The following is a 25,300-nucleotide window of genomic DNA, read 5'->3' on the forward strand; positions in this document are numbered from 1 at the left end:
CTCCCGCACCGAGAATCGCATGCGATTTCCGGTGCGGGAGATCAGAAGTGGTGCGGCGCTGGCTATTGCGCGCGTAGCTGGGGCCAGAGGGTGTCCCAGGGGGTGGTTCGGTTTGTGAGAAGGGTTGCTAGGTCGGGGGTTAGCGGGTGGGAGTTGGTGAATGCGGCGGTGAGGGGTGGGGGTGGGGTGCCGATGTACAGGACCGCTGTGGCGGATTCGGGTGGGGCGCCGAAGTAGTAGTAGGCGCGATGTGCGCTGTAGGCGCGGGGCAGGCCGGTCGAATCGCGGTGCAGGTCGATGGCGGCCGCGAACGGGTAGCTCTCGGCGACGATGGCCGTGTGCGGCCGGATTTCGGCGGGCAGTTCGCGGTAGGTCGCGGCGACGGCGTCCGAGAGATCGCCGATCATGGTGTCGGACTGGGCGAACGCCTTCGCGGTCAGCATGAGCGTGGTGTCCGGGATGCGTTGCGCCCAGGAGCGCGGATACACCGGAACCGCCGCCGCGCCCATCGCGAGGCCGATGACCAGCGCGACCGCCACCAGCGCGCGGATGACGACCCGCCCGGCCAGCGTCGCCACGACCACCGCGCCCGCGGCGATCGGCAGCGCGTACAAACCGCACGCGTAATAGGAACGGCCCGAACTCACCAGGTAGGCAAGGAAAACCAGGACCAGCGCGGCTCCGGCGAACCGATACGTCCGAAACCGCCTGCTGATCAACACCATCGGCAGGCCGATCAGTAGCAGCGGCAACCCGATCGCCAGACCCGCTCCGGAAGCGCTTTCCCACAGGAACCGGCCCACCCCGGGAAACTCCGCCGCCACCACCTCGGACATATGCGGGTACGGCCACCGATTCTGGCTCTGCCACATCAGATTCGGAATCGTGGCCGCGGCGGCGACCGCCCCGCCCAGCCACAACGCGGGTCGCCCCGCCAAGCGCCGTGGCCCGAATGCCAACGCGCACAGCACGAGTGCCACCCACAGCGCGGGCACCAGGAACTTCGTCTGCAACGAAAACACCGTCACCAGGCCCGCGTAGAGCAACAACCGATCGTCGGGCCGCTCGTCCGCGTTCAACCGGGCCCAGCGGACGACCAGCCAGACGATCGCGGTCCAGAAGGCCGGATCGAGCGAATACGTTGCCAGCCAATGACACAGGATCACCGCCGAGGACACCGCGTACCCGATCGACGCCAGCACCTGCGCGCCGCGGGCACCGCCCAGCTCCCGCGCGATCAACGCGGTGAGCACCGTCCCGGCGACCGCGGCGAGGGTGGCGGGCAGCCGGAGCACGATCAGCGAGTCCGGCGCGAGGTGACTCATCGCCGCCGCCAGCGCGGGCACCAGGGCGGGTTGGTCGAAATACCCCCACGCCAGGTGATCTCGGCCGGCGACCACGAAATACGCCTCGTCGAAGAAGTATCCGTAGTTCCGGCTGGCGATCAGCAAGACCAGCCCGACCACGCCGGCGACCGTGAGCACCGGCCCCCAGGCGATCCCCGGCGGGACCGAGCCGGACTCGGCGGCCGCCGGATCCGCGACACCCGGCGAGTCCGCCGCTGCAGTGGTCATGTCCACCCTCCGTCATAGCTTGCCGAGGTCGTCCGTGAGTGCGGGCAGACCGATTCTGCAACTGGCCCGCACCTCGGCGAATCCGCCGCAGGTCGCGCTCGGACTGCGGCGAAAGGACTACCGGCACCCGCCGCAGGTACGACATCCGCGCGCGCACGGCCTTCCCGGCGGTTCTTTCACCCGCCGGTTGTGGCGATGCGCCGGACGAGGGAACAGTGGCCGAATCTCGTTCTCGCCGGGGTGATTAGGGTCGATACTCGGCTTGTATCGACGAGGGTAGTGATCTATCAGCTACTTTCAATTGGTTAAATGTGGCCGACGATAATTGCTGCAATTTGGATATTTCTCCGGCACAAGTCGCTGTGCGAAGGAAATGTGAAGTCGGTTTCTCGACTTGACAGCATCCGATCAGCTAAAGATAGGGTGCGAGCGCGCAGTACGCGGGGACGTGCTGGCTGACCCAAACCTGATGGTGGTGCTTCGACGTGGCTCGTCGGTCTCTAGAACTGAACAATCCGACGACCCGGCGCGGCATGCGCCCGATTGCGGGCGCCCTCCCGCTGGCCATCGCGGTCGCCTGCGCGGGGGTGGCCGTCGCCGATCCCGGCACCCCGACCCAGCCCGGCGTGACCACCCCGAGCGCCCCGGCCGCGCCCGAGCGTTCGCCGAGCCAGCCCGGTGTCACCACCCCGAACCAGCAGGGCGTTACCGGCCCGAAGCCCGCCCCGGCCGATCCCGCGGACACACAGACCCTCAACTACGCCCGCCCGATGCCGGCCCCGGAACCGGCCCCGCCGATCCAGCCGCAGCAACTGCACGTGCCGCAGCCGGTCGAGCCCGTGGCCCCGATCGCCCCGCCCCCGCGCACGCTCCGCATCGGTGACTTCAGCGCCCCGGCCCCAAACGAGGTGCCCGGCGAACTGCTCGACGGCGTCAACGACGCCGCCGCCGGCGTCGAGGCGGCCATCGCCACCGGCGGCCGTTCGATCGGCATCAACCCGACCCGGTCCGACAAGATCGCCGCCGCGACCGCGGCCGGTGCGGTCGGCGGCGCGGTGGCCGGTGCGGCGATCGCCGGCATCCCGGCCGCCGTGATCGGCGGGGTCGGCGGCGCGGCCATCGGCGCGGGTGTCGGCGCCGGCATCGGTTTCGCGGTCGGTGTCGCGGGCACCGCCGCCGGCGGCGCGATCGCGGCCGCTGCCGCGGGCATCCCGACCGCCGGTGCCGGTGCGCTGCCTGCCGTCGGCGCGGCCTTCGTCGCGGCCTGGCCGATCGCCGCCGCGACCACGGGTGCGGGCGCGGCGATCGGCGCGGGCGTGGGCGCGGCGGCCGGCGCCGCGGTCCTCGGCATCCCGGCCGCGGTGGCCGGCGGAGTCGCGGGTGGCCTGCTGGGTGGCAGCGCAGGCGCGGGTTTCGGCGCTACCGCCTGACCGCGCGGCACCGATGGTGTCGCGCGGCCGATCCCGGGTACCGGCGCTGCGGCTAGCTCGCGTTTTCCGCCGCGCCGGTGAGGAATTCACCGGCGGGCGGGGCGAGCAGGCCGACGTTCGGGTTGTGGCTGAGCTTGGCGATTTCCTGGAACTCGGCGTCGGGCAGCACGGCGGCGATGGCCTTGGCGCCCTTGCGGAGCAGGGCCTCGCTCTTGGCGCCCGCGATGACCAGGGTTTGGGCTTTGACGGCGGCCCAGTCCGCCGGCCGCAGCGGTTCGCCGCGCATGAACTCGCGCATGACGGCCCAGTCGTGCGGGGTCGAGTTCGCGGTGGCGAGCAGGTTCTTCCAGAACGGGGTGAAGCGCATGACGGAGACGAACACGCGCGGGACGCCCATCGCCTTGGTCATATAGAAGCGGACGGTCTCGGCGCGGCGATCGGCCGCGACCAGGTCGTGCAGCGTCTGCTCCAGGTCGGCGGCCGGGACGAAGCCGTCGTGATCGACCACGAACGGCGGCTCGAACGCGACCACCTTGGTGATGCCGAGGATGCGCCCGGATCCGGCGGCGCGCAGCGCGAGCGCCGCGCCGGACGACCAGCCGAACAGCATCGCCGACCCGCCCGCCGCCTCGATCAGGGCGGCGAGGTCGTCGATCTCGCGCTCGACGTCGTAGCCGCCGGTGGCCTCGGTGCTGTCGCCGCGGCCGCGCCGGTCGTAGTTGAGCACGGTGAGGCCGTAATGCTCGTTGAGCGCGGTGGCCAGTTCGACCATCTTGGGGAACCTGCGGTAGCCGAAGGCCCCGCCGATCAGGATCACCGTTCCGGCATGGCCCTCGTGGCGGTCGTACGCGATCACCGTTCCGTCGGCGGAGGTCACGGTCTCCACAACAGTCTCACTTTCGAAGCGGGTGTCGGCCAACGGTCGTTGGTGCCTATGCCTGTTCAGACGGTGCCGGGCGCGTGGATTCATCGGCGGCCGCGGCGGCCGGATCCGCACCCGGAAGTCTGTGATGCTGCTCACTATGCCGTTTTCGGCTGGGGTACGGCCCGGTACGTCGGTGAACGTTATTTACAGACAACCGTCCAGGAGCGGCGATCGATTCCGGCGGCGACGCAGTTGTGCTCGGCCGGTCGCGCCCGCGCGGGAACCGTTCACTCAGAACAGGGTTGGTTCGCCGAACCCCGGTGTGCGTTCGATCTCCAGCAGGTTCTGCTTGGTGGTGACGCCGCCGGGCGCGGAGAAGCCGGTCAGCGCGTTGTCCGCGGCGAGCACCCGGTGACACGGGATGATGAGCGGAATCGGATTGCGGCCCAGGGCTTGTCCGACCGCCTGCGCGGCGCCGGGCTGGCCGATGCGATCGGCCACCTGGCCGTAGGTGAGGGTATGCCCAGGGTCGATGGCGCGGGTCACCGCGTAGACCGCGCGGTGGAATTCCGGAATTCCACTGGTGTCCACGGGGATCCAGCGCAGGTCGTCCAGTTCGCCGGCCAGGTGAGCGCGGATGCCCGTGATGGCCTCGGCGATCGCGCCGGTGGGCGTCTCTTCGCGGACCTCGTCGTCCGGCAGGCCGGTGCGGCGGCGGGTGATCCGCGCGCGGGTCGCGGCCGGGCTGGCCTCGGGGAGCTGGAACCGGATCACGGTCGCTCCGCTCCACGCGATCGCGCAGATGCCGATCGCGGTGTCGAAGAGTGTTGCCTCGGCGGACAGGCAACGGGGGTCGCTCATGCTCTCAGTGTGCACGGTGGGACCGACACGTTTCGATATTCCAGTCCAGTTTTGCTCAACTGGCCTTGCTGTCGAGGGTGCTCGGATCCGTGACCAGTCGCCGCACTCCCTTGGCGGGCCGCCGCGGCGCGGTGACGCCGGGTGCGACGGTTCGCCGGGACCGCCAGGCGTACTGGTCGGGTCGTGTTTCCGCGGGCTGCCCGGTCGGTTCGGCGGGCGCGGTTGCGGTCGGAATCGCCTCGGGCTGCGCGGTTTCCGGCGCCCGGACGACAGCCTGCGCGACCTCCGGCGCGTCGCGGCGCCCGTAGATCGCGGCCAGATCCACGTAACGGCGCTGCTCGTCGTAGTAGGAAGAGGTCCAGTCGGACATCGGGCTGCTCGGATGGAACCGCTCCAGCCGGAACGCCCGCTCGGCGCCCCGCGGTATGGCGCGATAGATCAGGTAGCCGAGGGCGGCGACGATGATCAGGGTGGCAAGTGTGGTCATGAGACCAGCCTGCGCCTCGACTGGCCTTGCTTTAAATATCCACTCCCTCGATACTGGACCTTATGGCGACGAGAGTTATCGGAGCGGGCACCCTGGCTCGCGACCTGGGCCGGTGGCGGAATGTGGATTCCGACGGCGAGGGCGAGCCGGCGCGGCGGTCCGCGCGCCCGGCGTATCTCGCTCTCGCCGAGGGCATCCGGCTGCTGATCCACGACGGCCGCGCCCCGCTCGGCGTCGCGCTGCCCAGCGAGCGCGACCTGGCCGGCACCCTCGGGGTCAGCCGCACGACGATCACCTCGACCTACTCCCTGCTGCGCGAGAACGGTTACCTGATCAGCCGCCAGGGCTCGCGCAGCACCGTCGCGCTGCCCCGGGACGTGCAGCACGACGGCAGCAAGCCGGCCAGGAGCATCCTCGCCATGATGGCCGCCTCCGAGCTGCCGACCATCGACATGACCTATGCCGCGATGGCCGCGCCGCTGGAGATGCAGGAGGCGTATTCGGTTGCGCTGGAAGGTCTTCCGGCCTACCTCGGCACCCACGGCATGGACCCGGTCGGTGTGCTCGCACTGCGCGAGGCGATCGCCCGCCGGTTCACCGAGCGCGGCCTGCCCACCGAACCGGACCAGATCCTGGTCACCCTCGGCGCCCAGCACGGGCTGCGCCTGCTGCTGAACGTGCTCACCGCGCCCGCGGCCAGGGTGCTCATCGACCACCCGACCTACCCGAACGCCATCGAGGCGATCCGCGACGTCGGCGCCCGCCCGGTGCCGGTACCGCTGCGCCCCGAGTCTCCGGACAAGGGCTGGGACCTCGACGGAATCCGCAGTGCCGCAAGGCAAACCGCGGCGACCCTGGCCTACCTGGTGCCCGACTTCAACAATCCGACCGGCCTGCTGCTCGACGCGGACGGCCGGGCGGAACTGGCCGCCATCGCCAGGGAAACCAGGATGACCGTGGTGATCGACGAGTCGATGGCCGATCTGCACCTGGCCGGCGATCCGCAGCAGCCGCCGGTCGCCGCGTTCGCCAAGGGCAACGAGATCGTCACCATCGGCTCGGCCTCGAAGTCGTTCTGGGGCGGCCTGCGCGTCGGCTGGATCCGGACGAACCAGCCGCTGATCACCAAACTGCTCGGCATCCGCTCCACGGTCGACCTCGGCACCCCGGTGATGGACCAGCTGGCCACCTGCCATCTGCTGGCCAACGCCGACGCCATTCTCGACCGCCGGCGCGACCAATTGCGTACTCAGCGGGCCGCATTGGTGGAGGCCGTGGCCGAGGAACTGCCGGATTGGCGGCTCGGTTACGGCGCCGGTGGCATGTCCGTGTGGGCGCAACTGCCCGCACCGGTCTCCACCGCGCTGGCCGCCACCGCGCCCAACCACGGCGTATTGCTCGCTGCCGGGCCGCGATTCGGCGTCCAGGGCGCCTTCGAGCGCTTCATCCGGCTGCCGTTCACCCACCAGGAACCCGAACTCCGCCTGGCGGTCAAGGCGATTGCCGCCGCGTACGAGGCGCTGACCCCGCGTGCCGCGGACCCGCTGCAGCCGCTCACCTGCTACTGAAGTCGTTGCCCCGCAAGGGATGACTACTGCCGTGGGCCGACGCCTCGGAGCAGCGTGTCGATGACGCGTTTCGCGAGCGTGTCCGGGTCGGTGGTGCCATCCAATTCGGTGCTGCCGTGCACGGTTTCGCTGATCAGTGCGAGGTAGACCCGCCGGGCCCAGGTCAGGTCGGCGTCGGCCGCGATGAACCCGTCGGCGCGCGCACGGCCCAGCGCGGCATGGCATTTCGCGTAGACATCCGCCTGTAGCTCGGCCACCTCGGGGTCGGTGCTGTCCACCCGTTCGAGCGCGTACGAAGCCCCGTACTTGATCTCGATGACATTGGCGGTGGCCTGATGCAGCGCGACCAGCGGCGGGGCGGTCAGCGGGCGCGCGGCGTCGACCGCGGCCGCGATGCGCCGCCAGGCGGCCACCGCCATGGTGTGCACCAGGTCGTCCCGATTGGCGAAGCGCCGGTGCACGGTCGTGCGCGCGACCCCGGCCGCCTCGGCGATCTGCTCGAGGGTTGCATTGGGGTTCTCGCTCAGCACCCGTTCGGCCGCGTCCAGGATGGCGCGGACGGTGCGCTCGGCGTCGGCGCGCAGTGGACGTGCGGACGTGGGCGGCATGGGTGCTCCGTTCTGTAGAACTCCCTACACACTACATGTGAGCAGCGTTTTGTCTTTAAGTCGCGACACTGATGTTGCATTTAATTGAGATAGCGCTACTCTGGTGTTGCATCAGATCGAAGGAGTTACGTAATGACCCGCACTGGAAAGACCGCTCTCGTCACCGGCGCCTCGTCCGGTATCGGCGCCGAATTCGCGGCCGCGCTGGCCGCTCGCGGCGATGACCTCGTCCTGGTCGCCCGATCGCTGCCCCGTCTGGAATCGATTGCCGCACAACTGCATCAACAGCACGGAGTGCGCGTCGAGGTCATCGGGCAGGATCTCACCGAGCCGGACGCCGCCGCGCGAGTGGTGGAAGAGCTTGCGGCACGGCAGCTTTCGATCGACGTGCTGATCAACAACGCCGGCTTCGGCAGCGCGGGCCGGTTCGAGGACCTCGACGCCGACCGCGAACACGATCAGCTGATGGTCAATGTCGTCGCGCTGGCCGGGCTCACCCGTCGGCTGATCCCGGCCATGGTGGAGCGGGGCAGCGGGGAGATCGTGAATGTCGCCTCGACTGCGGCCTTCCAGCCGTCCCCGTACTTCGCGACGTACTCCTCCGGCAAGGCGTTCGTGCTGAACTTCAGCCTGTCGCTGTGGAGCGAATACCGCGGCCGGGGCATCAAGGTGCTCGCCGTGTGCCCCGGGCCGACCGAGACGGCGTTCTTCGACACCGTCGGTACCCGGGATGCCGCGCTGGGCCACATGGGCAGTGCCACGCAGGTGGTGCGGTCTACGCTGCGTGCGCTGGAACGCAACAGGGGTTATGTCGTGCCCGGCGTGCAGAACTTCGCCGGCGCGCATCTGGTGCCCCGCCGACCGCGCACCATGGTGGCCCGCATCGCCAAGCTCGTCACCCGGGGCCTGGCCGACGGCGGCCGTCCGATCGAGGCCGAGCCGGTCGCTGCCTGACCCGGCCGGTCACCCGAAAGGCCCCGGGGCGTGCCCGAGGCCCTGGGTGCCGAGAAGTCAGTCGGCCCAGACGGATTCGATCGGCGTCGCCTCGTTGGGCGGCGGGGTCGGAATGCCGTTCGGGGTCCGCGAGAAGCGCGGCGCGGGCGCGTGCTGGGTGATGTTGTCCACCTCGATCAACGACCCGCGGGCCGCGATGTGCTCGTTCTTCGTCGCTTCCTCGAAGGTGAGCACGGGGGAGACGCAGGCGTCGGTGCCGACGAAGATCTCCGCCCACTCGTCCCTGGTCTTGGTCAGGAAGCGTTCGGTGAACAGCTTTTTCAGCGTTTCCTGGCCGGCCGGATCGAGCTGGAAGGGCAGCCCCTCCTGGTCGATGCCGAGGCCGGCCAGCAACTGCGCGTAGAACTGCGGCTCGATCGAGCCGACCGCCATATACTTGCCGTCGGCGGTCTCGTAGGTGTCGTAGAACGACATTCCGGTGTCGAGCAGGTTCACACCGCGTTCGTCGGACCACGCGCCGTACCCGCGCATGCCCCAGATCATGTGCGAAAGCGCAAGCGCGCCATCGACCATCGCCGCGTCCACGACCTGCCCCTTGCCCGAGGTCTGCCGCTCGACCAGCGCGGCCAGCAGGCCGAACACCAGGAACATCGAGCCGCCGCCGAAGTCGCCGACCATGTTCAGCGGCGGCACCGGGCGCTCGCCCTTGCGGCCGATGGCATGCAGCACGCCGGTGATGGAGATGTAGTTGATGTCGTGCCCGGCGCGATCGGCCAGCGGGCCCTCCTGGCCCCACCCGGTCATCCGCCCGTAGACCAGGCGGGGATTACGGGCGAGCGCGTCGTCCGGGCCGAGCCCCATCCGCTCGGTCACGCCCGGCCGGAAGCCCTCGATCAGCACGTCGGCCTTCTCGACCAGCCCGAGCACCTTCTCGATGTCGGCCGGGTCCTTGAGATTGGCCTCGACGATGGTCCGCCCGCGCTGCTGCGGCCGGTCGAACCCGCCCGGGATCTGCCCCGCGCGCTGGATCCGCACCACGTCGGCGCCCAGATCGGCGAGCAGCAGTGCGGCGTGCGGTCCCGGGCCGATACCGGCCAGCTCGATGACCTTGATGCCCGCCAGCGGGCCTTTAGCGGCGGTGGATGGAGTGCTCACGCCCTACCTCGGTTCGTCGTTGATCCAGCAGACCGGCACTGCGGCGGTGCTTCGGGAAGCGGACCGGCCGGTGTATTGACAGTATGACAATAACGCTGCCTCATCCATCGCCCCGGTCGCCGGGGCACCCTGCTCCGGGGTCGTGCGCGGACGCACCCGGTACGACACAATCTCAGCAGCGCACCATTCGCGGGAACGTCCGGCGAGCCCGCGCGGTGAGGTGGAGTCATGCGAGAGACCGACGGGGTCCGGTCGTGAGCGCTGCGGGAGAGGTCGTCGTCGGCCTGGTCATTCTGGTCGGCCTGCTCGGCATCATCGTCCCGATCCTGCCCGGCGTCATCCTGATCTTCGGCGCGATCGCGGTGTGGGCCTTCATGACCGGCGGCGCGACCGCCTGGATCGTGTTCGGCATCAGCACCGCCCTGCTGGTGCTGTCCGGCGTCATCAAATACACCTGGCCCGGCCGGAAGATGAAGGACGCGGGCGTGGCCAACCGCTCGCTCGTGCTCGGCGCGGTCCTCGGCATCGTCGGATTCTTCGTCATCCCCGTGGTCGGCCTGTTCGTCGGCTTCGTGCTCGGCGTCTACCTCGCCGAACTCCACCGCCTGCGCATCGGCCGGCAAGCCTGGCAATCAACCGTGCACGCCCTCAAGGGCGTCGGCCTGTCCATGCTCATCGAACTCCTCGGCGCCCTGCTCGCCACCGGCGTCTGGGTGATCGGCGCGATCGCCGCCTAGGCGATGGCCAGCCGGTCACCGCAGTCGTCGTGTTTCTTGAACAAGGAGAAGGACGAGCGGAAGGACGAGGCCGAGCGCGATGTCCTTAGGTTCGATCACGCCGAGCCGCCAGAGCACCAAACTGCCTGCTACGCAGGCGGTCAGCAGAATCGTCGCCCAGTGTCGCTTCGTCAAGGTAACCAACTGGTCGCGCCGGGACGACCAGCCGAGCCTGGCCAGGGATGTTGTCTTCGTGGCCCCATGGCGCACAACGACGGCGTCGTCGCTCAACCAGTCGATTCGGCTGCTCGACCTGTGGAAGGGCACGGTTCGGGCATCCATCACCGACAATACGAACGGATACACGTCCCAGATGGAGCGGCCAGACGCGCTATCGATATTCGGCCAGTGGCCGTCAGGCAGCTGAGAATCCATGACAGTCCTCAGGACTGCGGCCGTCACCGGCGGGACGCCGTTCGGGTGCCGGAGCATTGCGGAGAGGGCGTAGGGCATCCCGTGGTGCCACACCTGGCTGTGCCACGTGACATCGCGGCCATCCACGTTTCCGGTGATGTTGTAACTCTCCACGCGCGAACCCTCGTCGAATATCGAACTGGAGTTCAAATGTTCGGTGAGCCAGCGAAATCCGTGCTCGACCGCCTCCGCGTGCCGGCGATCCGTGCGCGCTGCCGCTAACTGGCGCAATAGCAGCAGGCAGTACGAGGTGTGGACGACAGTCGGCTCCGACAGGCGGGATTCACCCCATGCGGAGGGAGTTGAACGGGAACGCTGACGCACTAGCCAATCGACCCCGCGGTTGATCGCGGGTTCGAGCGGGCTCGCCTCGTGCAGCGCTTGTAGCGCCAGGCAGGTCAGCCACGTTCGTGGCGGTTGACCGAGGAAGGATCCCCAGCCGCCGCTACCGTCTTGATTTGCCAGGATCCAAGCCACGGCCCGTTCTAGATCCGGAGATGAATCGAGGCACTGCACTTTTGCGTAGCCGAGAAACCTCGTGACTACTGCTGTCGCCTCGAGCAGGGGGTGGCCGAAGCTGGTGTTGACGGCCCACCCGCCATTCCGCAGTCGATCGGGCGCGGTTGACTGTCGCGACCGAAGAAACTGGAGTCCGGCACCGAGCAGCGGTGACTGCACATCGCATCGCGCAAGGGTTTCCAATGCAACAGCAGTCGCCGACGGCCCAGGTGTCGGATCATCCAGTCTGTGGTACCAGCCACCGCTGTTCGACGCCGTCTGCGAATGCGTCGAAACGAGTAGGTCGATGGATCGAGCAATGGTCTGATCGAGCAGTGCCAGATCGAATCCTATTATCACGACGGTACGAACCTGGCTAGCTCTTTCTGGCGAGAACTCGAATGAAGTGACTCGCTGTCGCGCTTTGGTAGCATTCCGATGGCTCGTCGAAGGAGAGCACATCCCAGTCTGCGAGAAGTAGATTCAGAGTGTAATCTCGGGAAAAGAAGTGACGCACATGACCCTTGCGTCTGAACATATTGTCCTCCAACTTATCGCCGAGCCTGAAATACGGGTCCTTTGTGGATTTCACCATGAAAGCCAGAAATCCGCCACGGCGCGTCGAATCGGCGATCTGCTTGAATAGCTGTGCGGTAACAGTATTAGTGAAGTAGTGCAGCGAAAGATGGCAGAAGATCCCGTCGAACTGGTCTATCCCGAATTGCGGGAGTTGCCCGCTGCTCATATCGTGTCGATCGAAAAGTATGTTCACCCCTGCGGATGCGGCATTCTTCTGAGCCTTCTCGATAGCAATTTCGGAAAGATCTGATGCGCACACCTCCGCGCCGTTTTCGGCGAACTTTATCGCGTCACGCCCCTGGCCACAGCCGAGCTCGAGGATGCGCTTCCCGGGCAGCGGATCCAATGCCTCGAGTAGCATGTTGCTTAGTTCCTCTTGCGAACTACCACGACTCTGGATATCGCGTTCCCCGTGCCACTCGTCCCATATGCTGAGCTGGGTGACAACATGTCCCATTGGCATGGACGACATGCTAGGCCTTCTACGCTCAGCCAGTACGTACATCGTTCAAACTGGAGAGATTCCGAATCGTGTCGGCAATTGTGTCGTGATTTTGAAACAGCAGGTAGTCCCACTCTGTCGGTCGTCCGACCTGTGCGGCCACGTGCCGTCGGACCAGTTGTGACACGGCAGGATCCGGTATGTAGCAAACGCTGTCGCCTGGCTCTTGATACATCAGATAACCCCGCTGCTCGACGCCGGATCCGATGAACTCGGCGATCGAGCGGAATGAGGCGCGCGGTATGGTGTCCACCACGGTGTTCAGCGCGTATTTGCCGGGAAGTATCTGCAGATGGGCGTGCGCCACGCAGGCCGAGCGGCGGATTTGCAGTGCACACGCACCGTGCTCGAATACTGTCGCCGGGCCATAATGCGATTCGACCCGGCCGAGCACTTCCAGGGTGAAAGCCGCGAACTCGGTTGCGTTCGCCGAGATGGAGCTGGTGGAGAACCAGTGCTGTTCCGGAACCACAAGGAGGTGACCGGGTGCGAGCGCCCCGAGTGCGGGAATGGCGTATCCGGTTCCCGGCCAGGCGGCCAGTGGCCGATCGTAGCGCGGCAGCTTCATCGGAACGGTTTGCGGTATTTCGCAGAGAAAGCAGTCTGTGGCGGACATGCGAAACCTCGATGGTGAATATCAGGTCGAAATATGAGTCGCGCTCCAAGCGTGGAGCGCGCCCAGGCACTGGCTTCGTGTTCTGGTCACAACTTTTGCATGATAAACCAGCCAACTGCGTTTCTCGTATCCCGTATCGCCTACGTATGCAAAGACTGGGATATTCATTGTGTGTGCATATGCGAGTTCGCACGAGCAGCCGATATAGTTTCTGGCTGGAATCGTCATATCCAGCAAGATTGCGTCAGCCGTGGCCAAAAGGGCCAGGTCGTCCAGAACGATCCGTTCAGCGAATTCGGCCGAGCTCGTACATTCATCACGGGCGGAAAGTTCGGTAGTCGTGAACGGATCGATCATCTCGGCGTCGATGAATCGAAGTTCCGCGCGCACGACCGCTGCCGTTCGCAGGATATCGTCGTGTGTCTCGCCGTCCATCGCTCGGGCGAAGTACACGCGGAACCTCGACTTGCCTGTCTGCGCCCGGCGCGCTGTCCCCGCGCGGATCATGAGTTTATCTAAGAATTTTGCGGACCGGACGGCCGCTAGTGTGCTGCGCACACTAAGGTTCGTGCGATGGGGTGTCGGGTTCGGTGTGTGATTCGATGACAATTGAACCCCCTTCGGTGTATTGAGTGTACCGGTAGGAGAATTCGAATAATGTCAGATATTCGGACGACAGCCGAAAGTCTTTGGGCGACCGATCTACTCGATGACGGGAAACGGGATGGTGTCTGCCGCTTCGGATTTGGGAAGGGCATCGCGGCGGATCGGGAGGGTTGGTTGTTCGGCGTACAACGGCAGCGTGGGGTTCGGGTCGGCCGGTAGGGGGCGGGGGCGGGCGGGGAGGCGGTAGAAGGCGCGGGCGTTGTCTTCCAGGACGGCGAACATGTCGGTGCCGACCACGTCGCAGATGAGGTCGACGTCGGAGTCCCGGAAGGGGCGGCCCGCGCGGGTGCCGGGGAGGTCGGTGCCGAACATCAGGGCCTCGGGGTTGACCGCGTGGATGCGGCGCAGGGTGTCGGGGACGCTCAGCGCGACCCGGCCGAACCCGGTCGCCTTCACTCGCGCGCCGCGATCCACCAGATCGAGCAGATAGGGCAGGCCCTCGTCGGACATGCCGAGATGATCGATGCAGAACACCGGCAGTTTCGAGATGACCGGCTGCAACGACGCGAGCATCTGCCCGTCGATGTACACCTCGACATGCCAGCCGACCAGCTCGTGCGCCCGCAGCGCCTGCAGGGTCATGCCGGTGATGTCGGCGGCGGCGCGCTTGAGGTTGAACCGCAGCCCGCGCACGCCGATCCGGTCCAGCTCGATGATCTCGTCGTCGGTGGCGTCCAGGTCCAGCCGGGTGACCCCGACCCAGCCCTCGCCGAGCTCGGCGAGGGCCGCCCTCAGGTACGTCTGATCGGTGCCCTGGAAGGACCCGCTGACCACGGCTCCGCCGCCGATATCGAAGCGGGACATGCGCTTTCGATAGTCGGCGATGGTGAACGGGCCGGGCAGGTAGCCCTCGTTCTCGAACCGCGGGAACCGCGGATCGAAGATGTGGAGATGGGCATCGAACACCTGTACAGAATGCCTCAGTGCGAGTTTTTCTGCTGTCGTGGAGGTAACAAACCCGGCCGGACTAGACCTTGTGCGGCTCGCTGGCGCGCAGCATGTCCTCGCGCTCGACGACCTTGACCCGCTCGCGGCCCTCGGGCTCGCCGAGCGAGCGCTCGTGCGCGTCCAGGCGGTACCAGCCCTGCCAGGTGGTGAACGGAATGCCCTTGCTCTCCAGGAACTCGGTGACCGCGTCCAGCTCCGGCTTGGCGGCCGGGGTGAAGTTCGCGCTGTCGTCGAGCAGGCAGGCCACGGTCTCGTTGGCGTCGCCCTTGGTGTGGCCGATGAGGCCGACCGGGCCGCGCTTGATCCAGCCGGTGACGTAGGTGGCCGGGACGTAACGGTCGGCGCCGTCGGCGTTCTCGTCGGCGATCACCCGGCCCGCCTCGTTGGGCACGGTGCCTGCCTGGTCGTCGAACGGCAGGTTGGTCAGGTTCTGCGACAGGTAGCCGACGGCACGGTAGACCGCCTGCACGTCCCATTCCTTGAACGTGCCGGTGCCCTTGACGTTGCCGGTGCCGTCGAGCTGGGTGCGCTCGGTGCGCAGGCCGACCACCTTGCCGTCCTCGCCGAGGATCTCCGCGGGCGACTCGAAGAAGTGCAGGAACAGCTTGTGCGGGCGATTGCCGACATCGCGAATCGCCCACTGCTCGAGCGTGTTCGCGATCATGTCGACCTGCTTGGAGTGCCTGCGCGCGGCCTCGGAGCCCTCGTCGTAGTCGATGTCCTCCGGGTCGACGATGACCTCGATGGTCGGCGAATGATCGAGCTCGCGCAGCTCCAGCGGGGTGAACTTGGCCTGCGCCGGGCCGCGGCGGCCGAACACGTGCACCTCGAGCGCCTTGTTCGCCTTGAGGCCCGCGTAGACGTTCGGCGGGATCTCGGTCGGCAGCAGCTCGTCGCCGGTCTTGGCCAGCACGCGGGCCACGTCGAGCGCGACGTTGCCGACGCCGAGCACGGCGACCTTCTCCGCGTCCAGCGGCCAGGTGCGCGGCACGTCCGGGTGCCCGTCGTACCAGGAGACGAAGTCCGCGGCGCCGTAGGAGCCGTCCAGGCCGATGCCGGGGATGCCCAGCGCGCGGTCGGCATTGGCGCCGGTGGAGAAGATCACCGCGTCGTAGAAGGTGCGCAGATCATCGAGGGTGATGTCGGTGCCGTAGTCGATATTGCCGAGCAGGCGGACCTGCGGCTTGTCCAGCACCTTGTGCAGGGCGGTGATGATGCCCTTGATCCGCGGGTGGTCCGGCGCGACGCCGTAGCGGATCAGCCCGAACGGCGCGGGCATGCGCTCGAACAGGTCGATGCTCACCTCGGCATCCGACTTCATCAGGGCGTCGGCGGCATAGATTCCCGCGGGCCCGGCGCCGACGATGGCGATGCGGAGCGGGCGGTCTTCCGCGGTGTGCGCGTCAAGCCCGGAGGAGGCAGCCTGCGTAACCACGGAGGGCTCGCGAACACCGCTATTCGACTCTGCACTCTTGTCGGTCATCTTTTACGCGCACCCTTATGGTCGAGAACAATTAACGGCGTCTTGCTTAGCCTAGGCTAAGTTACGCGCTGGCTGGTTGCACCTGACGGCGCGGACACTGCGGTTGTCGGCTCGTGGCCACCTCAGTCGCGGCTATGACAGCAGGCCGCAGTCTCGCGATTCTATCGGTGACCGCCGATGCCGCCCTCGGCGGTGCGCGAACCGAATGGATGCCACCCTAGGCGTTCTGTCCGGGTTACCCGATCTCGCGGCGTCGATCCGCGCGTGGCGCACCGAGCGTCGCCGCCTGCGGTCCTCCACGCCGGGGGGGGGGCGAGCGCCGGATATCCCCGCCGACCAGGGATCATCGTCGTATGAGCGATCAGGAGTCACCCGCCGAGGACGAAGTCATCACGGTCGATCAGACCGACAAGCGTTCCGTGGCACCGTTCGTCGCCGCGGCCGTCCTCGCGGTCATCGTGCTCGGCGCGATCATCATCGGCGGGGTCATGTCGCCCGCTGAGAAAAATGTCACAGATTCCGACCGGATCGCCGCCGCGGTGCGCAACTTCGTCGAGGGGTCGAACAGCACCGATCTGGTGCCCCCACCTGGCGCGGGCTGTGCCGGCTTCGACCCGAAACGCTCCCCACTCGCCGGGCGTTCCGGCGGCGGAAAGACCGTGGAAATTACCGAACTCGTCGATCCGCAGCGGGACGGCGATCGGGCGAAGGCCACGGTCACCACCAAGGTCGACGGCGTCGAGCAGACTTCCACCTGGAATCTGACCCGCTCCGGCGACAAATGGTTGGTCTGTAATTGAGCATTCTCATACCGTGAGCAGCCATTTGACAGGGTGGCCCTCATCCAGGCAATCTCAGCAGAAGGTCATGAGAACCAGTGTCAAGCCCCGGCAATACTGGTCGGCAACCCTCCTCCGCGGTGGGGTGCTCCGGGTGACGACCTGGCCGCGCGTCAAACCTGAGCGTGGCAAGTGCGGATTCTAGGAGGGTCCAGATGAGTTATGCCGGTGACATCACCCCGCAGCAGGCTTGGGATCTGTTGCGCGACAATCCCGAAGCCGTCCTGGTCGACGTGCGCACCGAGGCCGAATGGAAGTTCGTCGGCGTGCCCGACACCAGCTCGATCGAGCGCCCGACGGTGCTGATCGAGTGGGTCGATTCGACCGGAACGCGCAACGGCGAGTTCACCGAGCAGCTGGTCACCGCGCTCGACGGGCACAACCCGGAGGCTCCGGTGATCTTCCTCTGTCGCTCCGGCCAGCGCTCGATCGGCGCGGCGATCGCCTCGACCCAGGCCGGGTTCGGCACCTCGTACAACGTGCTCGAGGGCTTCGAGGGCCCGCTCGACGCGGACGGACATCGCGGCGGCGCCGGCTGGCGCGCCCTCGGCCTGCCCTGGCGGCAGTCATGAGTAACTGCTGTTCGGTGGACGCGTTGTCGCGGAGCTCTGTCGTCGGGAGGCAGTCGTGATCACAGGTGGTGCGTTCGACAAGCCGCTGCCCGAGGGCGTCGGCCCGGCGACCCTCGGCGTGCGTGGCGGGTTGCGCCGCTCCGGTTTCGAGGAAACCTCCGAGGCGCTGTATCTGACCTCCGGCTTCGTCTACGAGAGCGCGGAGGCCGCCGAGGCCGCGTTCACCGGCGACGTGGAGCATTTCGTCTACTCCCGCTACGGCAACCCGACGGTGGCCATGTTCGAGGAGCGGATGCGGCTGCTCGACGGCGCCGAGGCGTGCTTCGCGACCGCGAGCGGAATGTCCGCGGTCTTCACCGCTTTGGGCGCGCTGCTCGGCGCCGGCGATCGACTCGTGGCCGCGCGCAGCCTGTTCGGGTCCTGCTTCGTGGTGTGCAACGAGATCCTGCCGCGCTGGGGCGTGGAGACCGTCTTCGTCGACGGCGAGGATCTGGACCAGTGGGAACAGGCGCTGTCGGTGCCCACCCAGGCGGTGTTCTTCGAGACGCCGGCCAACCCCATGCAGACCCTGGTCGACGTGCGCCGGGTCACCGAGCTCGCGCATGCCGCGGGCGCGAAGGTGGTGCTGGACAACGTCTTTGCCACCCCATTGCTGCAACGCGGTTTCGAACTGGGTGCCGACGTGGTCGTCTACTCGGGGACCAAGCACATCGACGGCCAGGGCCGGGTGCTCGGCGGCGCCATCCTCGGCGCGCGGGATTACATCGACGGACCGGTGAAAACGCTGATGCGCCATACCGGTCCGGCGCTGAGCCCGTTCAACGCGTGGACGCTGCTCAAGGGTTTGGAGACGATGCCGCTGCGCGTGCGGCATTCGACCGAGTCCGCGTTGCGGATCGCCCGCTTCCTGGAGACCGACAAGTCGGTCAGCTGGGTGAGATACCCGTTCCTGGAATCACATCCGCAGCACGATCTGGCCGCGAGCCAGATGAGTGCCGGCGGCACCGTGGTCACCTTCGAGCTGAACGCGCCTGCGCACGAGGCGAAGAAGCGGGCCTTCGAGGTGCTCAATCGCCTGCGCATCATCGACATCTCGAACAACCTCGGCGACGCCAAGTCGCTGATCACCCACCCCGCCACCACAACTCATCGCGCGATGGGCCCGGAAGGGCGAGCCACCATCGGCCTCTCCGACGGCGTGGTCCGCATCTCGGTCGGCCTGGAGGACGTCGAGGATCTGCTCGCCGACCTCGAACACGCTCTGAGCTAGTCACGAAAAAGGCTCCGCCCGTTCGCATTCGAAACGGGCGGAGCCTTTTTCGCTGGATCAGCCCAGTGCGCGCAGGCGCGGCCCGAGGTCGCGCTGGAACAGGTCGAGGAAGCGGCGCTGGTCGTGGCCGGGGGCGTGGAAGACCAGGTGGTTGAGGCCGGCGTCGAGGTAGGGCTTGATCAGGTCGACGGCCTGGTCCGGGTCGCTGGCGACGATCCAGCGCTTGGCGATCTGCTCGATCGGGAGGGCGTCGGCGGCGGCCTCCATCTCGATCGGGTCGGTGATGCTGTGCTTCTGTTCCGGGGTCAGGCTCAGCGGGGCCCAGAAGCGGGTGTTCTCCAGTGCCAGTTCGGGATCGGTGTCGTAGGAGATCTTGATCTCGATCATCCGGTCGATGTCGTCGACGGTGCGTCCGGCCTTGGCGGCGCCCTCGGCGACGGCCGGCATCAGCTTGTCGGTGTAGAGCTCCATCCCCTTGCCGGAGGTGCAGATGAAGCCGTCACCCGCGCGGCCCGCGTAGCGCGCGACCAGCGGTCCGCCGGCGGCGACGTAGATCGGGATGCCGCCCTTGGGCACGTCGTAGATGGACGCGCCGACGGTGTTGTAGTACTCGCCGGCGAAGTCGACGCGGTCGCCGGTCCACAGCGCGCGCATCAGCTCGACCGACTCGCGCAGCCGCGCGAAGCGCTCCTTGAACTCCGGCCACTCGCCCTTGTAACCGGTGGCGATCTCGTTCAGCGCCTCGCCCGAGCCGACGCCGAGCATGATCCGGTCGGGGTAGAGACAACCCATGGTGGCGAAGGCCTGGGCGATCACCGCCGGGTTGTAGCGGAAGGTGGGGGTGAGCACCGAGGTGCCGAGCTGGATCCGCTTCGTCCGCTCGCCGACCGCGGCCATCCAGGCCAGCGAGAACGGCGCGTGCCCGCCCTTGTGCCGCCACGGCTGGAAGTGATCGCTGACCGTCGCGCTGTCCAGGCCGTGTTCCTCGGCCAGCACCGCGATCTCCACCAGTTCGCGCGGGCCGAACTGTTCCGCCGACGCCTTGTATCCGAGCTTGAGCTCACCCATGTGCGCCACTCCTGTCGCTTCGCTGCACACCTGTGCGGGCATTCCCGCACACCGTTTGTCGGCCGCAGACGCGCTGCGGTCATGCTTGGCTTCAACCGGCGCGAGACCGCGAACGTTCCCGCACCTCGGTGATCATTTGAGCACTGTCCGGCGCTTTTCGCACATACGTCATACGGCCGTCTTCGACCATAGTCAGCGGCTGCCGAGGGCACACAGGGCCGCCCCGTACCTGGCCTACCCCCGCGACGGTTGCTGACCCGCGTACCTCCGCATCGGTACCGGCCGGTCCGAGGACGGACTCCGTGCGGCGGTGTCCCTAGTGGGACAATTGTCGGGTGACTGATGAACCGATCCTGTCCTATCTGACCGACATGGACGGTGTCCTGGTGCACGAGGACCAACTGGTGCCCGGCGCCGACGAGTTCCTCGCCGAGCTGCGCGCCAACGAGACCCCGTTCCTGGTGCTGACCAACAACTCCATCCGCACCCCGCGCGACCTGCAGGCCCGGCTGCGCCACACCGGACTCGACATCCCGGAGGAAGCGATCTGGACGTCCGCCCTGGCCACCGCCACCTTCCTGGACGAGCAGCGCCCGAACGGAACCGCGTACGTGGTCGGCGAATCCGGCCTGACCACGGCGCTGCACGAGATCGGCTACGTGCTCACCGACAGCAACCCCGACTACGTGGTGCTCGGCGAGACGCGCAACTACTCGTTCGAGGCGATCACCACCGCGATCCGCCTGATCGAGCGCGGCGCGAGCTTCATCGCGACCAACCCCGACCCGACCGGCCCGTCCCGCGACGGCTCGCTGCCCGCGACCGGCTCGGTGGCCGCGTTGATCACCCGCGCCACCGGCCGCGACCCGTACTACATCGGCAAGCCGAACCCGCTGATGATGCGCTCGGCGCTGCGCCGGATCGGCGCGCACTCGCAGTCCACGGTGATGATCGGCGACCGGATGGATACCGACGTCATCTCCGGGTTGGAGGCAGGCATGCGCACCATCCTGGTCACCACCGGCATCTCCACCCGCGCCTCGGTCGAGGCGTATCCGTACCGGCCGACGCTGGTGCTGGACTCGGTCGCCGACCTGGTCGGCCGGACCAAGGAGCCGTTCGCCGGCTGATCGCGCCCTACTTCGCCGCGGCGATCCGCTCCGCGGCGATCGCGTCCAGCGCGGTGGACAGCATGGTGAGCAGCTCCACCGTCGTCGCGAGCTGTTCGTAGCCGAGCTCGTCGACCAGCCGCTCGGCCACGATCGCGTGCTGCGGATTGATCCGTCGCACGGCGGCGAGGCCCGCGTCGGTGACCGCGACCAGTTTGGCGCGCCGGTGCGCCGGGTTCGGCCGGTATTCGGCAAGGCCCTTGTCCACCAACAGGTCCGCGATGCGTTGCACGCTCTGCCGGGTGATGCCCATGTCCCTGGCGATGCCGGCCACCGGCAGCGGTTCGGCGAGCACCGCGCCGAGCACCTGCCACCAGGCCGCGGTGAGCCCGGCCGGGGCGGCCAGCTCCTCCGCGATCGCGAGGAACTGGCCGTTCAGCCGGAACGATGTGATGGCGGCCGTCGCGAACAGCTCCTGCTCGTTCCTTGTCACGTGCACCTCCCGGCGATCCGGCCGTTCGACCGGATCGCTGCCCGATTCTTCCTCATCCGGCGTGCGCCACGGACTGTTGCTCCTCGTACTCGGCGAGCACCAGCCAACCCGCCGGATCCGAATGTCCGTAGAGCCGGTACCACCCGTCGAGCACGTGTGGCTCGTACACGCCGAGTCGGCCGAGCGCGGCGCGCGCGAATTCGAACGGCGACGTGCCGCCCGCCGTGATCAGATCGCCGTCGGTCACCGCCGCTTCTTCCATGTAGTTCTCCGCGCCCGCGTATCCGCTGTAGAGCAGGAACTCCCGCACATTGCTCGTGTGCTTGCGGGTGTCGAGCAGGCCTTCCTTCGCGAGCCCGAGCGTCGCGCCGCAGATCGCCGCGACCGGAACGCCGGCTGCGAGGAACTCGCGCGCCGCGGCCGCGAACGGCATCAGCTCCGCGCCTGCCCAGGTGTCCGCGCCGGCCAGGATCAGCATCGCGCTGTCGGCCGGCCTGAGCTCGGCCAGCGTCATATCCGGCACGATCCGCATCCCGCCCAGTGTGGTGATCGGATCTTTGGTCAGCCCAACCGTTTTCGTCTGCCACGTGCCCGGCTCGCGCTGCCAGGTCGTCCGGTTGATGTGCGCCGTGGTGGCGCCGATCTCCCAGTCGGCGAAGGTGTCGTAAACGGCAACGTGCACTGTTCTCTTGGTCATGACAGCATCCTGTCATAATTGACAGCATGCTGTCAATAGTCGCCGTATGCGCGATTAAGCTGGGGGTATGCGGATCTCGGTGGCTGCGGACGAACGCGTCGGCGTGGCACAGGAACTGATCGAGGAGCTGGCCCGGCGCGGACACGAGCCGGTCCCGCACGGTGCGCTCGCGGACGGCGAACGCGACGACTGGGCCTGGGCGAGCGCGGCCGCCGCCCGCGACGTCGCGCAGGGCCGCGCCGAACAGGCGATCGTCTGCTGCTGGACCGGAACCGGCGCGTCGATCGCCGCGAACAAGGTCGACGGCATCCGCGCGGCGCTCTGCGGCGATGCCGCGACGGCGACGGGCGCGCGTCAGTGGAACGACGCGAATGTCCTTGCGCTGAGCCTACGTTCGACCTCCAGCGCGGAACTCCGGGAAATCCTGGACGCCTGGTTCGCCGGTTCGCCGAGCACCGAGGCCGGCGACCGGGCCAACATCGCGCACCTGTCGGCGATCGAACGCGCCGACGAGTCGTGAATCACGCCCGGTGCAGGGCGAAGATGCGCAGGTCGCGGGTGGTGCGGTTCTTGTAGGCGGCGTAGGCGCCGGTGAGCTCGACGAAGCGGGCGAAGATCGCGTCCTTGGCGTCGGCCTCGACCAGGCTGGCCCGTACCGGAAGGCGATGGCCCGCGATGGCGACCGTCGCGGCCGGGGTGGCGAGCAGGTTGGCGGTCCAGGCGGGGTGGCGTTCCTGGCCGAAGTTGCTGCCGATCACATACAGCACGTCGCCGTCGTGCACGTAGAGCAGCGGCTGGGTGCGCGGCTGACCGGACTTGCGGCCGACGGTGGTCAGCAGGATCACCGGCGCGCCGATCGGGCCGAGCACGGTGTACTTGGCGTCGGTGCGCTCGAGCACCGCGCGATCCAGCGGGGTGAGCTTGCGAACGAACCAGGAACCGGGCCTGGTCGCCGCGAACTTGTTCGCCAGTCGAGACAGGGCGTTGGTGCGTGAACCCCACTGCCGGTTGGGAAACTGATCGGCCATGCCCGGACTATAGCGGCCGATCGTTTCCGGCCCGCTGGTGACGACCGTCTCGCGGAGCAGCCCGGTTAGCCGCTTATTCACTAAGCTCTGGGGCATGGCCGATCACGCTCCGTCCACCGTCTATATCGCCTCGCCCGAAGGGGACACCGGGAAGTCGACGGTGGCGCTCGGGGTGTTGCAGATGCTGTGCGCGACCACCGCGCGGGTCGGCGTGTTCCGGCCGATCACCCGGTCGACCACCGAACCCGACTACATCCTCGAGTTGCTGCTCGAGCACAGCACCGCCGACATCGACTACGCGCAGGCCACCGGCGTCACCTACGAGCAGGTGCACGCCGATCCGGACGCCGCGATCAGCGAGATCGTGATGCGCTTCCACGAGGTCGCGAAGGTGTGCGACGCGGTCGTGGTGGTCGGCAGCGATTACACCGATGTCGCCAGCCCCAGCGAGCTGCGCTTCAACGCCCGCATCGCGGTGAATCTCGGCGCGCCCGTGCTGCTGGTGGTGCGCGGCTCCGGCCGCACGCCCGCCGAGGTGAAGCAGCTGGCTGAGCTGTGTGAGAGCGAGCTGGTTCTCGAACACGCGCAACTGGTCGCGATCATCGCCAATCGCTGCGACCCGGACCGCATCGACGACGTCGCCGCCACGTTGCGGGCCTTCCAGGTGCCGACCTGGACGCTGCCCGAGGTGCCGCTGCTGATCTCGCCGACCATGGCCGAACTCTGCAGCGCCATCGACGGCGAAATGTACAGCGGCGACCAGGAATTGCTGCAACGCGAGGCGCTGAAGATCATGGTCGGCGGCATGACCGCCGAACACATTCTGGAGCGGCTGGTCGACGGCGTCGTGGTGATCGCCCCCGGTGACCGCTCCGACGTGCTGCTCAGTGTGGTGAACGCGCATGAGGCCGAGGGCTTTCCGTCGCTGTCCGGCATCATCATGAACGGCGGCATGCTGCCCCATCCCGCGGTCGCCCGGCTGATGAGCGGCCTGAAGCCGAAGCTGCCGATCCTCACCACCGAGCTCGGCACCTACGACACCGCGAGCGCCGCCTACCGCACCCGCGGCCGCATGTCGGCGGGTAGCCCGCGCAAGGTCGACACCGCGCTCGCGCTGATGGAGGAGCACGTCGACGCGGCGGAGTTGTTGCGCCGCATCGAGGTTCCGCTCACCAACGTGGTCACGCCGCAGATGTTCGAGTACCAGCTCATCGAACGCGCCAGGGGCGACCGCAAGCGCATCGTGCTGCCCGAGGGCGACGACGACCGGGTCCTGCGCGCGGCCGGGCGGGTGCTGCAACGCAAGATCGCCGACCTGGTCATCCTCGGCGACGAGTCGTCGATTCGCGCCCGCGCCGCCGAACTCGGCGTCGACATCTCCGCCGCGCAGGTGCTCGATCCCCAAACCTCCGGTCACCTGGACGAATTCGCCGAGGAGTACGCGCAGATGCGCAAGCACAAGGGGATGACCGTCGAGCGCGCCCGCGAAACCATGGCCGACATCTCGTATTTCGGCACGATGATGGTCTACCGGGGGATTGCCGACGGCATGGTCTCCGGCGCCGCGCACACCACGGCGCACACCATCCGGCCGTCGTTCGAGATCATCAAGACGGTGCCCGGCGTCGCCACCGTGTCCAGCGTGTTCCTGATGTGCCTGGCCGATCGGGTGCTCGCCTACGGCGACTGCGCGGTGGTGCCCGATCCGACCTCCGAGCAGCTGGCCGACATCGCCATCTCCTCGGCGGCCACCGCGGCCCGGTTCGGCATCGAGCCGCGGATCGCCATGCTGTCCTACTCCACCGGCGAGTCCGGCAGCGGCGCGGACGTGGACAAGGTGCGGGTGGCGACCAAGCTGGTCCGGGAACGGGCGCCGCAACTGCCGGTGGAGGGTCCGATCCAGTACGACGCGGCGATCGAGCCGACCGTGGCGACGACCAAGCTGCCCGATTCCGAAGTGGCCGGTAAGGCAACGGTATTCGTGTTTCCCGATCTCAATACCGGTAACAACACCTACAAGGCGGTGCAGCGCAGCGCGGGCGCGATCGCCATCGGCCCGGTGCTGCAGGGCCTGCGCAAACCGGTCAACGATCTCTCCCGCGGCGCGTTGGTCGCCGACATCGTCAACACCGTGGCGATCACCGCGATCCAGGCGCAGGGTGAGTGACGGTGTCTATCGCGACACAGCCGGTTCGCGGCGCGGAACAGGTGGTTCGCCCGCGTGGTTGCTGAGGGAGTGC

26 protein-coding genes and 1 riboswitch are annotated in these 25,300 nt (G+C 67.7%); of the genes, 10 read left to right on the forward strand and 16 right to left on the reverse strand.

Annotated elements, in window-relative coordinates:
* Positions 1 to 62: 62 nt before the first annotated feature.
* On the reverse strand, positions 63 to 1,574 hold the full coding sequence (locus ACFQ9K_RS18960; RefSeq protein ID WP_378724752.1) for a glycosyltransferase family 39 protein: 1,512 nt from the start codon (positions 1,572 to 1,574) through the stop codon (positions 63 to 65).
* A gap of 485 nt (positions 1,575 to 2,059) precedes the next feature.
* Here ACFQ9K_RS18960 and ACFQ9K_RS18965 point away from each other — a divergent pair, with 485 nt between their 5' ends.
* Positions 2,060 to 3,004 (forward strand): hypothetical protein, encoded by a 945-nt coding sequence (locus tag ACFQ9K_RS18965; protein WP_378983410.1) that lies wholly within the window; start codon positions 2,060 to 2,062, stop codon positions 3,002 to 3,004.
* Positions 3,005 to 3,056: 52 nt separating this feature from the next.
* Here the strand turns inward: ACFQ9K_RS18965 and ACFQ9K_RS18970 are convergent, their stop codons facing one another.
* The 3 genes from ACFQ9K_RS18970 to ACFQ9K_RS18980 all read right to left on the reverse strand — a co-directional run bounded on the left by ACFQ9K_RS18970 (position 3,057) and on the right by ACFQ9K_RS18980 (position 5,217).
* A complete protein-coding gene (locus tag ACFQ9K_RS18970) occupies positions 3,057 to 3,890 on the reverse strand; it encodes an alpha/beta fold hydrolase (RefSeq protein WP_378724278.1) in 834 nt (277 codons plus the stop codon).
* A gap of 270 nt (positions 3,891 to 4,160) precedes the next feature.
* Entirely contained in the window at positions 4,161 to 4,730 is a 570-nt protein-coding gene (locus tag ACFQ9K_RS18975; RefSeq protein WP_378724280.1) for a methylated-DNA--[protein]-cysteine S-methyltransferase, read from the reverse strand.
* A gap of 55 nt (positions 4,731 to 4,785) precedes the next feature.
* On the reverse strand, positions 4,786 to 5,217 hold the full coding sequence (locus ACFQ9K_RS18980; protein WP_378724282.1) for a hypothetical protein: 432 nt from the start codon (positions 5,215 to 5,217) through the stop codon (positions 4,786 to 4,788).
* Between the two features lie 62 nt (positions 5,218 to 5,279).
* Here ACFQ9K_RS18980 and ACFQ9K_RS18985 point away from each other — a divergent pair, with 62 nt between their 5' ends.
* Entirely contained in the window at positions 5,280 to 6,785 is a 1,506-nt protein-coding gene (locus tag ACFQ9K_RS18985; protein WP_378724283.1) for a PLP-dependent aminotransferase family protein, read from the forward strand.
* Positions 6,786 to 6,808: 23 nt separating this feature from the next.
* Here the strand turns inward: ACFQ9K_RS18985 and ACFQ9K_RS18990 are convergent, their stop codons facing one another.
* Complete coding sequence (locus ACFQ9K_RS18990; protein WP_378724285.1) at positions 6,809 to 7,393, reverse strand: TetR/AcrR family transcriptional regulator; 585 nt, start codon at positions 7,391 to 7,393, stop codon at positions 6,809 to 6,811.
* A 132-nt stretch (positions 7,394 to 7,525) separates the two neighbouring features.
* On the opposite strand from ACFQ9K_RS18990, the gene ACFQ9K_RS18995 reads away from it, so the two are divergent.
* Positions 7,526 to 8,347 (forward strand): SDR family NAD(P)-dependent oxidoreductase, encoded by an 822-nt coding sequence (locus ACFQ9K_RS18995; protein ID WP_378724287.1) that lies wholly within the window; start codon positions 7,526 to 7,528, stop codon positions 8,345 to 8,347.
* Between the two features lie 57 nt (positions 8,348 to 8,404).
* On the opposite strand, the gene ACFQ9K_RS19000 is transcribed toward ACFQ9K_RS18995, so the two are convergent.
* Positions 8,405 to 9,502, reverse strand: coding sequence for a CaiB/BaiF CoA transferase family protein (locus tag ACFQ9K_RS19000; protein ID WP_378724289.1), 1,098 nt, complete (start codon positions 9,500 to 9,502; stop codon positions 8,405 to 8,407).
* Positions 9,503 to 9,756: 254 nt separating this feature from the next.
* Here ACFQ9K_RS19000 and ACFQ9K_RS19005 point away from each other — a divergent pair, with 254 nt between their 5' ends.
* Complete coding sequence (locus tag ACFQ9K_RS19005) at positions 9,757 to 10,239, forward strand: DUF456 domain-containing protein (protein ID WP_378724291.1); 483 nt, start codon at positions 9,757 to 9,759, stop codon at positions 10,237 to 10,239.
* 15 nt (positions 10,240 to 10,254) lie between these two features.
* Here ACFQ9K_RS19005 and ACFQ9K_RS19010 read toward each other — a convergent pair whose 3' ends face one another.
* From ACFQ9K_RS19010 to ACFQ9K_RS19035, 6 genes are all read right to left on the reverse strand, one after another.
* Entirely contained in the window at positions 10,255 to 11,550 is a 1,296-nt protein-coding gene (locus tag ACFQ9K_RS19010; RefSeq protein WP_378724293.1) for a prenyltransferase/squalene oxidase repeat-containing protein, read from the reverse strand.
* A gap of 16 nt (positions 11,551 to 11,566) precedes the next feature.
* A complete protein-coding gene (locus tag ACFQ9K_RS19015; protein ID WP_378724295.1) occupies positions 11,567 to 12,232 on the reverse strand; it encodes a class I SAM-dependent methyltransferase in 666 nt (221 codons plus the stop codon).
* Positions 12,233 to 12,257: 25 nt separating this feature from the next.
* Positions 12,258 to 12,887, reverse strand: a complete 630-nt coding sequence (locus ACFQ9K_RS19020) for a hypothetical protein (RefSeq protein ID WP_378724297.1) — start codon at positions 12,885 to 12,887, stop codon at positions 12,258 to 12,260.
* A 21-nt stretch (positions 12,888 to 12,908) separates the two neighbouring features.
* Complete coding sequence (locus ACFQ9K_RS19025) at positions 12,909 to 13,394, reverse strand: hypothetical protein (RefSeq protein ID WP_378724299.1); 486 nt, start codon at positions 13,392 to 13,394, stop codon at positions 12,909 to 12,911.
* Between the two features lie 195 nt (positions 13,395 to 13,589).
* A complete protein-coding gene (locus tag ACFQ9K_RS19030; RefSeq protein ID WP_378724301.1) occupies positions 13,590 to 14,459 on the reverse strand; it encodes an amidohydrolase family protein in 870 nt (289 codons plus the stop codon).
* 61 nt (positions 14,460 to 14,520) lie between these two features.
* Positions 14,521 to 15,936, reverse strand: a complete 1,416-nt coding sequence (locus ACFQ9K_RS19035) for an FAD-dependent oxidoreductase (RefSeq protein ID WP_378724303.1) — start codon at positions 15,934 to 15,936, stop codon at positions 14,521 to 14,523.
* 401 nt (positions 15,937 to 16,337) lie between these two features.
* On the opposite strand from ACFQ9K_RS19035, the gene ACFQ9K_RS19040 reads away from it, so the two are divergent.
* From ACFQ9K_RS19040 to ACFQ9K_RS19050, 3 genes are all read left to right on the forward strand, one after another.
* Positions 16,338 to 16,784, forward strand: a complete 447-nt coding sequence (locus ACFQ9K_RS19040; RefSeq protein WP_378724305.1) for a hypothetical protein — start codon at positions 16,338 to 16,340, stop codon at positions 16,782 to 16,784.
* Positions 16,785 to 16,847: 63 nt separating this feature from the next.
* Positions 16,848 to 16,964: riboswitch (SAM riboswitch) on the forward strand.
* A gap of 14 nt (positions 16,965 to 16,978) precedes the next feature.
* Entirely contained in the window at positions 16,979 to 17,395 is a 417-nt protein-coding gene (locus tag ACFQ9K_RS19045) for a rhodanese-like domain-containing protein (RefSeq protein WP_378724307.1), read from the forward strand.
* Between the two features lie 55 nt (positions 17,396 to 17,450).
* Positions 17,451 to 18,665, forward strand: coding sequence for an O-succinylhomoserine sulfhydrylase (locus tag ACFQ9K_RS19050; protein ID WP_378724309.1), 1,215 nt, complete (start codon positions 17,451 to 17,453; stop codon positions 18,663 to 18,665).
* 57 nt (positions 18,666 to 18,722) lie between these two features.
* Here ACFQ9K_RS19050 and fgd read toward each other — a convergent pair whose 3' ends face one another.
* Complete coding sequence (gene fgd / locus ACFQ9K_RS19055) at positions 18,723 to 19,733, reverse strand: glucose-6-phosphate dehydrogenase (coenzyme-F420) (RefSeq protein ID WP_378721500.1); 1,011 nt, start codon at positions 19,731 to 19,733, stop codon at positions 18,723 to 18,725.
* Between the two features lie 371 nt (positions 19,734 to 20,104).
* Between fgd and ACFQ9K_RS19060 the strand changes: the two genes are divergently transcribed.
* Positions 20,105 to 20,863, forward strand: a complete 759-nt coding sequence (locus tag ACFQ9K_RS19060) for an HAD-IIA family hydrolase (protein ID WP_150400851.1) — start codon at positions 20,105 to 20,107, stop codon at positions 20,861 to 20,863.
* Between the two features lie 7 nt (positions 20,864 to 20,870).
* Here the strand turns inward: ACFQ9K_RS19060 and ACFQ9K_RS19065 are convergent, their stop codons facing one another.
* Both ACFQ9K_RS19065 and ACFQ9K_RS19070 read right to left on the reverse strand, forming a co-directional pair.
* Positions 20,871 to 21,335 (reverse strand): MarR family winged helix-turn-helix transcriptional regulator, encoded by a 465-nt coding sequence (locus ACFQ9K_RS19065; protein WP_378721499.1) that lies wholly within the window; start codon positions 21,333 to 21,335, stop codon positions 20,871 to 20,873.
* Between the two features lie 52 nt (positions 21,336 to 21,387).
* Positions 21,388 to 22,032, reverse strand: coding sequence for a DJ-1/PfpI family protein (locus ACFQ9K_RS19070; RefSeq protein ID WP_378721498.1), 645 nt, complete (start codon positions 22,030 to 22,032; stop codon positions 21,388 to 21,390).
* A gap of 67 nt (positions 22,033 to 22,099) precedes the next feature.
* Between ACFQ9K_RS19070 and ACFQ9K_RS19075 the strand changes: the two genes are divergently transcribed.
* Positions 22,100 to 22,552, forward strand: coding sequence for an RpiB/LacA/LacB family sugar-phosphate isomerase (locus ACFQ9K_RS19075; protein WP_378721496.1), 453 nt, complete (start codon positions 22,100 to 22,102; stop codon positions 22,550 to 22,552).
* A gap of 1 nt (position 22,553) precedes the next feature.
* Here ACFQ9K_RS19075 and ACFQ9K_RS19080 read toward each other — a convergent pair whose 3' ends face one another.
* Positions 22,554 to 23,060 (reverse strand): nitroreductase family deazaflavin-dependent oxidoreductase, encoded by a 507-nt coding sequence (locus tag ACFQ9K_RS19080; RefSeq protein WP_378721495.1) that lies wholly within the window; start codon positions 23,058 to 23,060, stop codon positions 22,554 to 22,556.
* A gap of 94 nt (positions 23,061 to 23,154) precedes the next feature.
* Here ACFQ9K_RS19080 and pta point away from each other — a divergent pair, with 94 nt between their 5' ends.
* Complete coding sequence (gene pta, locus ACFQ9K_RS19085; protein WP_378721494.1) at positions 23,155 to 25,227, forward strand: phosphate acetyltransferase; 2,073 nt, start codon at positions 23,155 to 23,157, stop codon at positions 25,225 to 25,227.
* Positions 25,228 to 25,300: the final 73 nt, after the last annotated feature.

It is taken from the genome of Nocardia sp. NPDC056564 (assembly GCF_042793755.1).
GTDB lineage: Bacteria > Actinomycetota > Actinomycetes > Mycobacteriales > Mycobacteriaceae > Nocardia.